Annotated in this window: 15 protein-coding genes; 4 read left to right on the top strand and 11 right to left on the bottom strand. The window is 44.2% G+C overall.

Annotated features, from left to right (window positions below):
• Positions 1–3 precede the first annotated feature (3 nt).
• Entirely contained in the window at positions 4–492 is a 489-nt protein-coding gene (locus tag B0I27_RS03765; RefSeq protein ID WP_245925426.1) for an FKBP-type peptidyl-prolyl cis-trans isomerase, read from the bottom strand.
• A gap of 268 nt (positions 493–760) precedes the next feature.
• Here B0I27_RS03765 and B0I27_RS03760 point away from each other — a divergent pair, with 268 nt between their 5' ends.
• A complete protein-coding gene (locus B0I27_RS03760) occupies positions 761–1,234 on the top strand; it encodes a hypothetical protein (protein ID WP_106291585.1) in 474 nt (157 codons plus the stop codon).
• Positions 1,235–1,318: 84 nt separating this feature from the next.
• Here the strand turns inward: B0I27_RS03760 and rpiB are convergent, their stop codons facing one another.
• The 9 genes from rpiB to pdxA all read right to left on the bottom strand — a co-directional run bounded on the left by rpiB (position 1,319) and on the right by pdxA (position 8,532).
• Entirely contained in the window at positions 1,319–1,753 is a 435-nt protein-coding gene (gene rpiB / locus B0I27_RS03755) for a ribose 5-phosphate isomerase B (protein ID WP_106291583.1), read from the bottom strand.
• 9 nt (positions 1,754–1,762) lie between these two features.
• Positions 1,763–2,635: a twin-arginine translocase subunit TatC gene (tatC, locus tag B0I27_RS03750; RefSeq protein ID WP_106292093.1), complete on the bottom strand. Its 873-nt coding sequence runs from the start codon at positions 2,633–2,635 to the stop codon at positions 1,763–1,765.
• Between the two features lie 54 nt (positions 2,636–2,689).
• The gene (accC, locus tag B0I27_RS03745) at positions 2,690–4,039 is read right to left on the bottom strand and encodes an acetyl-CoA carboxylase biotin carboxylase subunit (protein ID WP_106291581.1); all 1,350 of its coding nucleotides are present in this window, start codon (positions 4,037–4,039) and stop codon (positions 2,690–2,692) included.
• A gap of 85 nt (positions 4,040–4,124) precedes the next feature.
• Positions 4,125–4,613 carry an acetyl-CoA carboxylase biotin carboxyl carrier protein gene (gene accB, locus B0I27_RS03740; protein WP_106291579.1) on the bottom strand — a complete coding sequence of 163 codons (489 nt, stop codon included), beginning with the start codon at positions 4,611–4,613 and terminating at the stop codon, positions 4,125–4,127.
• A 52-nt stretch (positions 4,614–4,665) separates the two neighbouring features.
• Positions 4,666–5,655, bottom strand: a complete 990-nt coding sequence (locus B0I27_RS03735) for a beta-ketoacyl-ACP synthase III (protein WP_106291577.1) — start codon at positions 5,653–5,655, stop codon at positions 4,666–4,668.
• Positions 5,656–5,668: 13 nt separating this feature from the next.
• Complete coding sequence (gene plsX, locus B0I27_RS03730; RefSeq protein WP_106291575.1) at positions 5,669–6,610, bottom strand: phosphate acyltransferase PlsX; 942 nt, start codon at positions 6,608–6,610, stop codon at positions 5,669–5,671.
• 15 nt (positions 6,611–6,625) lie between these two features.
• Positions 6,626–6,817, bottom strand: a complete 192-nt coding sequence (rpmF, locus tag B0I27_RS03725) for a 50S ribosomal protein L32 (protein ID WP_106291573.1) — start codon at positions 6,815–6,817, stop codon at positions 6,626–6,628.
• Positions 6,818–6,842: 25 nt separating this feature from the next.
• Positions 6,843–7,382, bottom strand: coding sequence for a YceD family protein (locus B0I27_RS03720; protein WP_106291571.1), 540 nt, complete (start codon positions 7,380–7,382; stop codon positions 6,843–6,845).
• Positions 7,383–7,476: 94 nt separating this feature from the next.
• Positions 7,477–8,532, bottom strand: a complete 1,056-nt coding sequence (pdxA, locus tag B0I27_RS03715; protein ID WP_106291569.1) for a 4-hydroxythreonine-4-phosphate dehydrogenase PdxA — start codon at positions 8,530–8,532, stop codon at positions 7,477–7,479.
• A gap of 655 nt (positions 8,533–9,187) precedes the next feature.
• On the opposite strand from pdxA, the gene rsmA reads away from it, so the two are divergent.
• Together rsmA and B0I27_RS03705 are read left to right on the top strand one after the other, a co-directional pair.
• Positions 9,188–9,967 (top strand): 16S rRNA (adenine(1518)-N(6)/adenine(1519)-N(6))-dimethyltransferase RsmA, encoded by a 780-nt coding sequence (gene rsmA / locus B0I27_RS03710; RefSeq protein ID WP_106291567.1) that lies wholly within the window; start codon positions 9,188–9,190, stop codon positions 9,965–9,967.
• 11 nt (positions 9,968–9,978) lie between these two features.
• Positions 9,979–10,899 (top strand): NAD(P)-dependent oxidoreductase, encoded by a 921-nt coding sequence (locus B0I27_RS03705; RefSeq protein WP_106291565.1) that lies wholly within the window; start codon positions 9,979–9,981, stop codon positions 10,897–10,899.
• Between the two features lie 61 nt (positions 10,900–10,960).
• Here the strand turns inward: B0I27_RS03705 and B0I27_RS03700 are convergent, their stop codons facing one another.
• The gene (locus tag B0I27_RS03700) at positions 10,961–11,248 is read right to left on the bottom strand and encodes a hypothetical protein (RefSeq protein WP_106291563.1); all 288 of its coding nucleotides are present in this window, start codon (positions 11,246–11,248) and stop codon (positions 10,961–10,963) included.
• Positions 11,249–11,570: 322 nt separating this feature from the next.
• Here B0I27_RS03700 and B0I27_RS03695 point away from each other — a divergent pair, with 322 nt between their 5' ends.
• Positions 11,571–13,751, top strand: coding sequence for a bifunctional alpha,alpha-trehalose-phosphate synthase (UDP-forming)/trehalose-phosphatase (locus B0I27_RS03695; protein WP_106291561.1), 2,181 nt, complete (start codon positions 11,571–11,573; stop codon positions 13,749–13,751).
• Positions 13,752–13,809 lie beyond the last annotated feature (58 nt).

Genomic DNA, 13,809 nt, shown 5'->3' with positions numbered 1-13,809 from the left:
AATTTACTGAGGGTTAGTCACATCTAAAAGTTCAACATCAAAATCCAGCACAGCGTTTGCAGGAATACTACCTTGGCCTCTATTTTGATACGCAAACGGCGAAGGTATCAGCAAGCGGATCTTTCCGCCTTTCTGTATCAGCTGGATTCCTATCTGCCAACCGGGAATAACATCTCCAAGAGCAAATGTAAACTCATCCTTATCTCCTTTCTTACTCGAGTCGAATACCTTGCCATTTAGCAAGCGCCCCTCATATTTCGCTTTAATAGTAGTAGAGCGGGTATATTTGACATCTCCCGATCCTGGCTCTTCGATGATATAATACACCCCGTTATCAGTTCTCTTCACGTTAGCAAGATTCTTTTCTGCAATAAAATCCTTAATCACTTTCTCATCAATTGCCATCTGCTTTTCCATGTCATAACTTTCTATCTTACTACACGAAGATCCAATCACAGCAAATAGCAACGCAACAAATACTAGTTTTCTCATATTCAAAATATCCGTCGCTCCGCGCGACATAACGATCACAAATTTATCTTTTTAAAGTTCAAATTCCATTATTTCTACTGAAATACGAATTTATATTCATTTTTATCCCGTGGCGTGTAACTACTTACGGTCTTAGTTCGTCTGTGACTAACAATACTAATACGTCAGTTCATTAAAAACTGATACTTTTGCCCCAAAATAATTAACCTGTCGACTCAAAACAATAAGGCGACAGATTTGTAGTTTATCAAATCATTTTAATGAGTTTATGAAAAATTTTCTATTATTATTTTTAGTTGGTGGGTTCTTATTAGTTGCAGGGAACACCGCGCAGGCGCAGTACAAACACGCGCTAGGTGTACGCGTGGGAAATGCTTACGGTCTGACATACAAGACGTTTATCCAGCAAGACAGAGCCTTAGACTTCATCCTGAATTTTAAAGACAGGAACAACTACTCGTCATTTCGTCTGACAGGTTTATATGAAGTTCATAATCCGATCAACGACCTGCCAGGTCTGCAGTGGTTTTATGGAGGTGGTGCTACTATCGGTAGCCAAACGTATAAGCCAATAGACAAGAGCGATCTGGTATTCAGTGTTGACGGAGTACTTGGTCTTGACTTCAAGTTCACCGATGCTCCTATCAACTTATCTCTAGACTGGAAGCCCGCAATCGAGTTTACTCCGAATACAGAATTTGACCCCGAAGGATTCGGTCTGTCTGTTAGAATAACATTCTAAGCATAGAAATCTTATTTCATGCAAAAAGCGGCACATTAACAAATGATGCCGCTTTTTTACGTTAATAAAATCCCAGGAAATACCTTAGCACGACATCTTTCCTACCCGCACAGCATGCCTGCCACCTTCAAAAGCGGTAGCGATAAACTTTTCGGTAATAGCCTTTGCTGCATCCGTAGAAACAAACCTTGCCGGAATACAAAGCACATTCGCATTATTATGCAAACGGGCAAGTTCAGCGATCTCCTGAGTCCAGCATATTGCAGCACGTATTCCCTGATGCTTATTTGCCGTAATCGCAACACCGTTTGCGCTGCCGCATACCAGGATACCCAAAGTAAACCCGCCATCTTCTACCGCCGAAGCTACAGGATGTGCAAAATCAGGGTAGTCAGCAGATTCTGCGCTATAGGTTCCAAAGTCTTTAACCTCATAGGCCGACAAAAACTCTCTCAGAAGTTCCTTGTACTCAAACCCTGCATGGTCAGAGCCTATTGCTATACTTATCTTATCACTCATGATGTATATTTAATATCGTAAACCAATCTCTTTTTTTCTTTTCCTGTCTATACGAGCCGAGATCATAATACTGATCTCATAAAGCAGGAACAACGGTAAGCTCACTGTGATCATTGTCAAAATATCCGGCGTAGGTGTTACAATTGCCGCTATGATCAGAATGATAACTACAGCATAACGTCTTGTAGATCGCATAAACTCTGGGGTCATGATTCCAAGCTTAGACAATATAAAGATAACCATTGGCAATTCAAATGTAATCCCCGCCCCTAGTGTCAATGTCGCCACAGACGACAGATAGGAATCGATCGTAATCTGATTTTGTATAATGTCGCTGACGGTATAATTCGCCAGGAAATTAATGGACAAGGGCGCGATAATGTAATAGCCAAAAAGAATCCCGATAATAAACAACAAACTTGCCCAGAAAACAAAGCCGCTGGCCGAATTCTTCTCATTCGGATTCAGTCCCGGTTTAACAAACCGCCATATTTCAAAAAGAAGATAAGGAAAGCCTAGGATCAGACCAATCAAAAGAGACGAATTCAGCTGAAGCGTAAACTGCCCCGCCATGTCGGTATTGATAATATTAAAAGGAATGTCGGTGATACAAAAATCCGGACCGAGATTAAACCGCTCAGACAACGAGCACATCATCCTGTAAGTCCAGAATTGCGGATTCTTCGGACCCATAATAACCTGGTCGAAGATGAAGTCATAGTACGAAAAAGCGAGACCCGTAAATACAACGATAGCTACCGCAGATCGGATCAGGTGCCATCTCAACACTTCCAGATGGTCGAAAAAAGACATCTCTGCCTCCATCGACTTACCTTTATCCTTTATCGACTCTATTAAGCTTTTACCTCTGTTTTCGCTCATTATCTTGTAAACAAGAATACCATTCATTTTGTAATGAATGGTATCTAAATAGTATTAAATAGCTTCTTCTATATACTCAAAGCTTTCCATAAACTTGGTGGTAAAGTTACCTGCCCGGAAGTTCGGATCACGCATCAGCTGGCAGTGGAACGGAATCGTTGTTTTGATTCCCTCAATCACAAACTCGCTCAGCGCACGCTCCATCGTCGAAAGAGCTTCTTCTCTCGTTTGCCCGGTACAGATCAGCTTGGCAATCATTGAATCGTAATTCGGAGGTATCTGGTAACCTGCATATACGTGAGTATCCACACGTACACCATGTCCGCCCGGTGAATGGAAAATAGTGATCCTTCCCGGAGATGGCCGGAAGTTATTCGCCGGATCTTCCGCATTGATACGACATTCAATGGCATGCATCTTAGGGAAGTAATTTCTCCCTGAGATCGGTACGCCAGCCGCAACGCGGATCTGCTCCTTAATAAGATCGTAGTTAACCACCTCTTCCGTAACCGGATGTTCCACCTGGATACGCGTATTCATCTCCATGAAGTAAAAGTTGCGATGTTTATCGACCAAAAATTCTATGGTTCCCGCTCCTTCATATTTCACAGCCTTAGCTCCCTTAACCGCAGCTTCACCCATTCTTTCGCGCAAAGAATCCGTCATAAACGGAGAAGGCGACTCCTCAACCAGCTTCTGGTGACGACGCTGAATGGAACAGTCGCGTTCAGACAAATGCGATACCGTACCATACTGGTCCCCTATAATTTGGATCTCAATATGTCTTGGATCTTCCACGAACTTTTCCAGGTACAGACCGTCGTTTCCGAAGGCAGCACCCGATTCCATACGTGCCGAATCCCAGGCCGCTTCAAACTCTTCGTCCTTCCACACGATCCGCATACCGCGACCGCCGCCGCCTGCCGTAGCCTTAAGAATTACAGGATAACCGATCTCGCCGGCAATCCGGATACCTTCCTTCACATCGCTCAACAAACCTTCAGAACCCGGAATGGTAGGCACGCCCGCCACCTTCATCGTTTCTTTAGCGGAAGCCTTATCACCCATAGCATTGATCTGCTCAGGAGTAGCACCGATAAATTTTATATGATAATCGCGGCAGATAGCCGAGAACTTTGCATTTTCAGAAAGAAATCCATAACCAGGATGGATTGCATCAGCATTTGTTAGCTCCGCTGCTGATATAATATTGGGAATATTCAGATAAGAATCCTTACTCGCCGGGGGGCCTATACACACAGCCTCATCTGCAAAACGCACATGCAAACTCTCCCTGTCAGCTGTAGAATATACAGCCACAGTCTTAATACCCATCTCTTTACATGTACGAATGATACGTAAAGCTATTTCACCGCGATTGGCAATTAAAATCTTTTTAAACATAATCTACTTAAATGTGCAAATATGACAATGTGCACACCCACAGAAGTATTAAACGTCTGTATGTGTGCACATCGTATAATATATACTAAGCTGGCTCAACCAGAAACAAAGGTTGGTCATACTCAACCGGACTGGAATTGTCCACAAGTACTTTCACAATCCTTCCGGACACCTCTGACTCGATTTCGTTAAATAGCTTCATCGCTTCGATGATACATACCACCTGACCGGCTTTTATCTCATCACCGACATTCGCAAAAGTTGGCTTATCAGGACCTGCGGAACGATAGAACGTACCGATCATCGGCGACTTGATAGTGATATAATTAGCCAGTTCCTGAGCCGTTGCAGCAGCTTTAGCATCAGCAGCTGACAGTACCGGTGCAGCAGGAGCAGCGGGAGCAGCAGGCACTGGGGCTGCAGGAGCAGCTGCCGGCGGCAGCGCTGCAGTTACATATGTAGGCTGCTGATTAGTTTTTATAGTGATCTTAAATTCTTTCTCTTCGATCGAAACTTCGTTAACACCTGATTTTGCAACAAATCTGATGAGTTCCTGAACCTGTTTAATATCCATTTTTACCGGTTAAATTTTATATTGTTCGCGTTTGATATCTACGAAGCTATACTTAATAAGCCCATTTGATGTACAGCGCACCCCAGGTGAATCCGCCACCAAATGCAGCCACTACCAGGTTATCGCCTTTCTTAAGCTTACTTTCCCAATCCCACAAACATAGCGGAATGGTTCCGTTCGTTGTATTGCCGTATCTGTCGATGTTGATCATCACTTTTTCCGGAGGGACACCCGCACGGTTAGCTGTAGCGTCAATTATTCGTTTGTTTGCCTGATGCGGAACAAGCCAGGCTATATCCTCAGGCTTCAAATTATTGCGTTCCACGATTTCCCCTGCCACATCAGCCATACTGCGTACAGCAGATTTAAAAACGGTTTGCCCTTCCTGATAAACATAATGCCTGGAATCAGCAATTGTTTCAGCAGAAGCCGGATATAAAGATCCGCCACCCTGGAGGTGAAGTGACTGACTTCCCGCACCATCACTTTTCAGTACAGAATCCAAAATGCCGTAACCTTCACTATTAGGCTCCAGAAGAGCAGCGCCGCATCCGTCACCAAACAAAATACAGGTAGCCCTGTCTGCATAATTTACAATAGACGACATTTTATCTCCGCCAACAACCAACACCTTTTTGTGTTTGCCCGACTCAATGAACTGGGCACCCGTGGTTAAGCCGAATACAAAACCCGAACATGCAGCCTGAAGATCATATCCCCATGCGTTAACTGCACCAATTTTATGAGCCAGAATGTTTGCTGTTGCCGGAATAGGCATATCAGGTGTAGATGTACAAAAGATGATCAGGTCAATCTCTTCTGCGCCTATTCCGCGTTTCTCTAAAAGGCCGAGAACGGCAGGAACGGCTAAATCGGACGTTGCAAGACCTTCGCCCTTCAATATCCTTCTTTCTTTGATCCCTGTGCGGGTGGTAATCCACTCGTCATTGGTATCAACCATGGTTTCCAATTCATGGTTTGTCAGTACATAATCAGGTACGTACCCGTGAACCGCTGTAATTGCAGCGTTTATTTTTTGCATAATCCTCTATGAATTATTTAAAAGCAGCTTTGATCTTATCAATAAGCTTGGTCGTGATCATACTTCTGGAGAGCAAAACCATATTTTTTATAGCCTCAGGAGTGGAAATTCCATGACCTATAATAACTGGTGCGTTCACCCCGAGGATCGGACTTCCACCATATTGTTCGTAGTTAAAACGCGCGAAAAATTCATCTTCGAAACCTTTTTGCTTGGTCAGAACATAAAACGTTTCCGCTAACTTTAACATTACATTACCTGTGAACCCATCACACACAATAACATCTGCCTTATCGTTGAATAAGTCTCTTCCCTCTACATTACCGACGAAGTTGAACATGTTCGTGTCCTTCATCAGCGTATGCGTTGCAAGAGCTAACATATTGCCCTTTTCCTCTTCTTCTCCGATATTGATCAGACCCACTTTAGGGTTATGAACTCCATGGATATTTTCCGCAAAAAGACTACCCAGTACACCAAATTGAAGTAGTGTATCAGGCTTACAATCAGCATTGGCACCTACATCCAGCATAATACCATAGCCCTTTTTCAATTTCGGAACTATAGTCGATATGGCAGGACGTATCACGCCTGGTATTGTTTTAACGCTAAACATAGCACCAACGAGCATAGCACCCGTATTGCCGGCAGAAGAGAAAGAATCTAAACTCCCCTCTTTAAGCATACGAAATCCGATCCCGATACTGGAATTGGGCTTCTGTGTAATTGCCTTTGTTGGATGCTCACCCATACCAATTACCTCGGTCGTGTGGATGATCTCTATAAGATCGGGGTTAAATCCCTGCTCAGCAAAAATAGGCTGCGCAAGATCCTTATTCCCGATAAGTACGAGTTTTTGTTGCTGTGGTTCTAAGGCTTTATAAGCTGCAATTGCTCCCAGCACAGTAGCGCCAGGAGCAAAATCTCCGCCCATTATATCTAAGCCAATTTTCATTTTCAGAAAACTACCTTAAGCAATAGAGGTATTCTCGATAACTAATTTACCATTGTAATACAGGTTACCATCTACATTGTATGCATGGTGAGGCAAATGAACCGCTCCTGTAGTTTTGCAGGTAAACAAGGTAGGCGCCTCAGCTTTGTAGTGAGTTCTTCTTTTATCTCTTCTTGACTTAGAAATTTTCCGTTTTGGATGTGCCATCGTCCTGGTTTTTTTATTTTATATGTTATTTAATCTTCTTTAAAGCTTCCCACCGCGGGTCAGCCACACTATTTTGTTCTGTTTCTTCAGCTGAAGAACCTGAGAGCTTCTCAAGTTTATCCAGCATTTCTTTATCACACCACTCTGTCATACCTGGCTCGTCACATCGATTAAAATAAGGAACAGCCAAATTAATGTATTCATAAATGAGCGGCGCGACATTAATCTCATGCTCGTTTTTACTTAACACGATAACCTCATCGGTATTATCCTCCAGATTCTCGTCTTCTGTAAACTTGACAATCTGCCTTTCATCAATATTGATTACTGACGGAAACTCTGATACACACCTGTCGCAAGTAAGGTAAATAGAGCCCTTGCCCGTGAATTGCAGTATAAGCATCGTCTCTTGCTTGGTCAGTTCCATATCTATGGAAACTTCTCCGGTTTTAACAAGAGAATACTCGAACTCGTCAAAGAACCGCGAATCAATTTTATAATTAAATTGATGCGTCCCTAACTTCAATCCCACAAACGGTATCCTATATTCCTGTAACAAATTCAAAGCACGGCAATTGAGCCTGCAAAGCTACTGAATTTAATGACTTGGAAAAAGTTTTTTTTTATTATGCCCGTATCCTACCGCTTTCCCTGCCCTTTTAGTCGCGATCCTTTGAAAGTTTACTAATCTTTAATGGATTAGCAGTCAGCTCAGCCATCTCCTTCCTTCGCCTCACGATATTCAAAGCCGAAAACATTGCCTCCCTGAAAGAGCTCTCTGATGCTTCGTTCTTACCTGCAATGTCATATCCTGTCCCATGGTCAGGAGAAGTTCGAACAACCGGCAGGCCGGCCGTAAAGTTGATCCCGTTGTGGAATGCTATGTATTTAAAAGGGATCAAACCCTGGTCGTGGTACATAGCCAGCACACCGTCAAACTTCAGGTGTGCGCCGCTTGCGAAAAACCCATCCGCCGGATAGGGGCCAAATGCGAATACGCCCTTTTCTTTAGCCTCTTCTATTGCCGGCATAATAATTTCCAGCTCTTCCTTTCCGATCAGGCCGTTATCACCTGCATGCGGATTAAGTCCCAGCACGGCAATCTTCGGTTTTTGAATCCAGAAATCCTTCTTCAGACTTTCTTTCATCAGCTGTAGCTTAGACAGGATGCTTTCTTTCGTTATCTTCTGTGCAACTTCCGATACCGGCACATGTCCGGTTACTACACCAACCTTTAAGTCTTCTCCGATCAGAAACATCAGCGAATCACTGGCATTCGCTTTTGCCTGAATATATTCGGTATGCCCCGGAAATTTAAACTCCTCGTTCTGTATATTATGCTTGTTTATAGGGGCTGTAACCAGCGCGGCAATATTCCCGGCTATCAGATCTGCTACCGCACGGTCAAGAGAAATAAATGCATACTTGCCTCCTGTCTCATTCGCCACTCCGGGTTCTATCTTTACGTCCTCGTCCCAGCAATTGATCATGTTCGCCCTTTTAGGATTCGCCTGTTCCGCATCGGATATCACATTAAAATTGAAATCACCCAGAGAAAGTGTTTTGCGATAAAACGACGCCACTTTGGTAGTCCCGTAAACAATGGGAGTGAAATAGTCGTAAATAGACGGGTCTACTAACGTTTTCAAAATAATTTCCAGCCCTATTCCGTTTACATCACCTATTGAAATTCCTATTTTAATTTTCTCACTCATATCAAAATTCAAGTACTTCCCCTACAAAACGTAAGTTTACAAATTAAACACTTTACAGACAAATCTCGAAGATTATCGTTCTTAAAATTGAACGTGGTCTTATCCGGACTCTATCTCCATTAATATTATCGATTGAGGTTCATCACTAATCTGCGTTCAATAAGGGGGTCGACAACAGCTTTATCCGGGAAAGCTTAGCGTTTATATGCTAGCGTATTTAAGGAGTCTTAAAGGCGTGATGAGTCCGACTTACAATGTTGTAAGTCGGACTCATCACGCCACAATCTCTGCCGCTCATGGCCATCATATAAAAGAGGTTGTGCGAAAATCTCTGGAATGTAGAGGCCTACCCGGATCGCCACGAGAAGATACAGGAAATGGGGTATGATGGAAACAGGCTACTGAGGGAGCTGGAAAACCGGATTGGGAAAATAGTAAGCAAGCATGCCAGGCCTTCTGGCTTCAAAGAAGAACCCACGAAAATTAGGCTCCGGCAGAAAATTTCATTTTAACTTGATGGGATTGTGATAAGTTGATCCCGCATAAGTGCGACGCAATTCTTCCATCTGTCTTTAAATTGCTTATTTTGTTGTCTGACGATGTTCTGCGGTATCTACGCCAAGGGACCCCATTCGTCTTTCCAATAATTTGCAAAATGAGCTCAGTACGCGCGAAAAAACATCTCGGTCAGCATTTCCTTACCGATAAGAATATAGCACTTAAAATTGTTGGCAGCTTAAACCCTGCCGGGCGCTTCTCCCAGGTATTGGAAGTAGGTCCCGGCATGGGGATTCTTTCCGACTTCCTGCTCCAGAACAGTGAGTATGAAACTTATATGATTGACCTGGACGGAGAGTCGGTTGAGTTTCTGCACAAGAAGTACCCGCAACTGGGAGAACGGCTGATCAAGGGTGATTTTCTGGCCCTCGACTTTAAGAAAACCTTTCCGGGGAAGGTGGCCGTCATCGGAAATTTCCCCTATAATATATCATCGCAGATTCTATTCAAGATTCTCGAGCACCGGGATCAGGTGCCCGAAATGGTGGGTATGTTTCAGAAAGAGGTAGCAGAGCGTTGTACTTCCGCGCCCGGGACGAAAGAATATGGCATTTTGAGCGTTTTTGTACAGGCCTATTATAAGGTGGAATACCTGTTTACGGTTAAAGCGGGAGTTTTTAATCCTCCGCCAAAAGTATTATCGGCGGTGATCCGGCTTACCAGAAACGATGTCCTGGAGTTGGACTGCGACGAAAAGCTTTTTTGGAAGGTGGTAAAGGCCGGCTTTAATCAGCGACGCAAAACGCTCAGAAACGCACTGTCATCCGTGATTCCGAAAGACAAAATGCCCGCTGACCCGGTCTTCGAACTTCGCGCCGAAAGGTTAAGTGTTGACGACTTTGTACGCTTAACCAATATGTTAACAGCTGCCGTTTAAAGAACATTACCATGAAAATACTGATCGCCGATAAGCTTCATCCTGTTTTTAAGATCGAGGCGGAGAGACTGGGTTACGAAGTAGATGATCTGCCAGACATCAGCCGTGAAGAGACGCTGAAGATAATTGATCGCTATTCGGGTATCGCAATTCGTACCAAGTTTAAAATTGATGAAGAACTTGTCCTGGCAGGCACCAATCTACGTTTTATAGCGCGGGCGGGCGCCGGTATGGATAATATCGATCTGGCGGTTGCGGCCTCACAAAATATCACCTGCATCAATGCTCCCGAAGGGAATCGCGACGCCGTTGCTGAACATGCCATAGGTATGCTGCTTTCCATCATGAACAATTTGCGAAAAGCGGATATGGAGGTACGCGAAGGGATCTGGGACCGGGAAGGTAATCGCGGCATCGAACTTCGCGACCGCACGGTAGCGATTATTGGTTATGGGTTCATGGGGCAAAGTTTTGCCCGCAAGCTCACTGGATTTAGCGTCGATGTCATCGCATATGATAAATATAAGACCGGCTTCAGTGACGAGTTTGCCCGTGAAGTCAGCATGGAGCAGGTCGTAAAGCAAGCCGATGTGCTAAGCTTCCACATTCCTTTAACCCGGGAAACCCGGCAGATGGTAGATGACGAATACCTGTTTCACTTCCGCAAACCGATCATTCTGCTTAACACTGCCAGGGGCGAGATCATCCATACAGCAGCTGTACTCAACGCAATTAAATCCGGTAAGATCATTGGAGCAGGGCTTGACGTCCTGGAAGTCGAAAAATTCCCCGGTCTGGAAGACCTGGAGTGGTTCAGGGAGCTCCGAAATAACGATAAAGTCCTTCTCTCTCCGCATGTTGCAGGCTGGAGTGTAGAATCTTACAGGCGTATTTCGGAAGTTCTTGCGGAAAAGTTGAAGACAATCAAGTAGTGAGGAGGGATTATCAGGCGGGCATGGATTTATTTAAAGCATTCCATGCCCGCCTGACTGATCAATTGGTAACGAAATTCGGATTGTACATTTCGAATTCTTCATACGCACACCAGAGATCCGTAACCGAATTCACTTCGATATCAACGCCCCAGGGCGTCCAGCTAATGAACTTCTTTTTCTGACCCGAAGTGCTTTTCGAAGGAGTGATTTCTTCGTACACGCCAAAATTGCCTAAGGTGTAATAGCGAATCTTCTTCTTGCGATTATCCAGACTATGCGATTTAGTTAACCGGAACCCCATGGTCTTAATCCAGTTCTCAATGGATAAAGCTCTGTTTTGCGTCATAATGGTAGAAATTAGATCAAAAATTATTCGTTCATTGGGTAATCAACACAAAATTTCTCATTATGTTCCTGTTAATCAATTACTTTTATGAAATAATGTGGATAACTTATGTGAATAACTTCCCTCTATATTAATTTTTCTTATCTTGCCAACCTAGACCACTGAATGCCCGGGACCAGATTCTGGCACCATCTACATAAGGCATTTCAGATATCCTCCGATAGCTCCTTTAGCTCGATTCTGGTATCAGGAATGGCCCTTTTTTGAAAAAAATCAAACACAAACGGCATTTCAGTCTTAATTAATAAAGGGAAAATAATTCATGAAGACGATTATAGTATCAAACAGGCTACCAGTCAAAATCACAGAGTCCGATGATAAAATTGAGTTGAAGCAAAGTGAAGGCGGCCTTGCAACAGGTCTTGGCTCCATCTATCGTCAGGGTAATAATATGTGGCTCGGATGGTCGGGTATTGAAGTAGAATCAGAAAGCAAACAAGAAGAGATAAAAGACAGGCTACAGGAGATTAACCTGTTTCCGGTCTTTCTTACACAGGAAGAGATCAACTTATACTACGAAGGATTCTCGAATGAAACACTCTGGCCGGTTTTTCACTATCATCCTACGTACGCACATTATGAGCAGAGTTACTGGGACAGTTATCTGGCCGTAAATCATAAATTCAAGGAGGCTGTGCTGGAAATCGCCGAACCCGGTGATATCATTTGGATCCATGACTACCAACTCCTGTTACTGGCGGGGCTCATCCGCGCAGAACAACCCGATATTACGATCGGCTTTTTTCTGCATATACCCTTTCCATCGTATGAACTTTTCCGCCTTATCCCCTGGAGGGCTGAATTGTTGGAGAATATGCTTGGAGCTGACCTGATCGGGTTTCATACCTTTGATGACGCACGACACTTTATAAGTTCCATCACACGTCTGCTTCCGCTGCATGCTTCGGCAAACCAGATCAATTACAATGACCGTCAGGTTATCGTAGAGGCATTCCCCATGGGAATTGACGAAAAGAAATACGAGTCGCTTACACATGACCGTCTGGTGCTTGAGAATGTGTCTAAGCTGAAAGAAAACTTTCAGGATCTCAAAATGATCTTGTCGATTGACCGGCTTGACTACAGTAAGGGCATATTGCAGCGCCTGCAGGCATACGATATTTTGTTGCAAAAGAACCCGGAGTACCATGAACGGGTGGTGTTGTATATGATTGTAGTACCTTCCAGGGACACCGTTCCTCAATACAAAGAGTTGCGGGACGAAATTGACAAGCTGGTAGGTAATATCAACTCGAGATATCGCACGCTGGACTGGAACCCGATTCATTACTATTACCGCTCATTCGAGACGGAGATGCTCTCGGCCCTTTACAATATGGCTGAGATATGTCTGGTTACCCCTATGCGCGACGGGATGAACCTGGTAAGTAAGGAGTACGTAGCGAGCAGAACCGATAACACAGGCGTTCTGATTTTAAGCGAGATGGCCGGCGCCGCCAAAGAACTTATTGACGCTATCATTGTTAACCCGAACAACGTAGGCGAGCTCTACCGCGCGATGATTGAGGCTATTAATATGCCTCTGGAAGAACAGCTCAGACGAATGGTACCGATGCGGGAAGTCGTCGCTAAATTCAATGTAAGACACTGGGTAAAAATATATATGGACAGATTAGATGAGGTGAAACAACTGCAAGCTTCGATGCAGGCAAAGCATGTAGGAGCGGCGACAATGACGTATATCGAAGATGAATACCGTCAGGCCAAAAAGAGACTTATCTTTTTGGATTATGACGGCACATTGGTTGGGTTTAAATCCAACATTAACCAGGCGTTCCCGGATGATGATCTATACGAGATACTGGATGAGCTCATCAGTGAGCCGATGAACGATGTGGTCATTGTGAGCGGCCGCAACCACGAAACACTGGAAGACTGGTTTGGACACCTCAAGATTGATATTATCGCGGAGCATGGCGCATGGCAGAAACATACCGATGGAGAGTGGACCAGGTTACCGGGCCTGAACGACCATTGGAAACAAGATCTGATGCCTATGCTGGAAATGTATGTAGACCGCACCCCCGGCTCATTCATTGAAGAGAAGAGCTATTCGCTGGTTTGGCATTACCGGAAAGTGGAAGATGGGCTGGGCGAACTCAGGGCGAATGAGCTGATGACCAATATGCGATTCCTTACCGACGATAAAAGCCTGCAAATGATGGGCGGAAATAAAGTCATTGAGATTAAGAATTTCGAAGTAAACAAGGGCAAGGTCGCTTCATGGCTGGACAAAGACAACTATGATTACGTTCTGGCTCTGGGCGACGACCATACGGATGAGGATATGTTTAAGGCACTGCCTGCCGACGCATACACGATCAAGATAGGCAGCAATATATCTGCAGCCCGCTTCTACATGCGTGATTACCGGGAAGTTCGAAAATTACTGAGAACACTGGCAGCAAAAGAAGAAGTATAAAAAAGGAATATCAAAAAAAGCCGCTCCGAATATCGTTCAGAGCGGCTTTTTTTGTGTT

This window comes from Arcticibacter pallidicorallinus, assembly GCF_003002875.1.
Taxonomy (GTDB): domain Bacteria; phylum Bacteroidota; class Bacteroidia; order Sphingobacteriales; family Sphingobacteriaceae; genus Arcticibacter; species Arcticibacter pallidicorallinus.
The sequence above is the reverse complement of the archived record's forward strand: the minus strand, read 5'-3'. Positions and strand labels throughout refer to the sequence as shown.

Bases quoted from the DNA above. Each gene is read 5' to 3' on its own strand.
- B0I27_RS03765 (WP_245925426.1), bottom strand. From the start codon at position 492: ATGAGAAAACTAGTATTTGTTGCGTTGCTATTTGCTGTGATTGGATCT.
- B0I27_RS03760 (WP_106291585.1), top strand. From the start codon at position 761: ATGAAAAATTTTCTATTATTATTTTTAGTTGGTGGGTTCTTATTAGTT.
- rpiB (WP_106291583.1), bottom strand. From the start codon at position 1,753: ATGAGTGATAAGATAAGTATAGCAATAGGCTCTGACCATGCAGGGTTT.
- tatC (WP_106292093.1), bottom strand. From the start codon at position 2,635: ATGAGCGAAAACAGAGGTAAAAGCTTAATAGAGTCGATAAAGGATAAA.
- accC (WP_106291581.1), bottom strand. From the start codon at position 4,039: ATGTTTAAAAAGATTTTAATTGCCAATCGCGGTGAAATAGCTTTACGT.
- accB (WP_106291579.1), bottom strand. From the start codon at position 4,613: ATGGATATTAAACAGGTTCAGGAACTCATCAGATTTGTTGCAAAATCA.
- B0I27_RS03735 (WP_106291577.1), bottom strand. From the start codon at position 5,655: ATGCAAAAAATAAACGCTGCAATTACAGCGGTTCACGGGTACGTACCT.
- plsX (WP_106291575.1), bottom strand. From the start codon at position 6,610: ATGAAAATTGGCTTAGATATAATGGGCGGAGATTTTGCTCCTGGCGCT.
- rpmF (WP_106291573.1), bottom strand. From the start codon at position 6,817: ATGGCACATCCAAAACGGAAAATTTCTAAGTCAAGAAGAGATAAAAGA.
- pdxA (WP_106291569.1), bottom strand. From the start codon at position 8,532: ATGAGTGAGAAAATTAAAATAGGAATTTCAATAGGTGATGTAAACGGA.
- rsmA (WP_106291567.1), top strand. From the start codon at position 9,188: ATGAGCTCAGTACGCGCGAAAAAACATCTCGGTCAGCATTTCCTTACC.
- B0I27_RS03705 (WP_106291565.1), top strand. From the start codon at position 9,979: ATGAAAATACTGATCGCCGATAAGCTTCATCCTGTTTTTAAGATCGAG.
- B0I27_RS03700 (WP_106291563.1), bottom strand. From the start codon at position 11,248: ATGACGCAAAACAGAGCTTTATCCATTGAGAACTGGATTAAGACCATG.
- B0I27_RS03695 (WP_106291561.1), top strand. From the start codon at position 11,571: ATGAAGACGATTATAGTATCAAACAGGCTACCAGTCAAAATCACAGAG.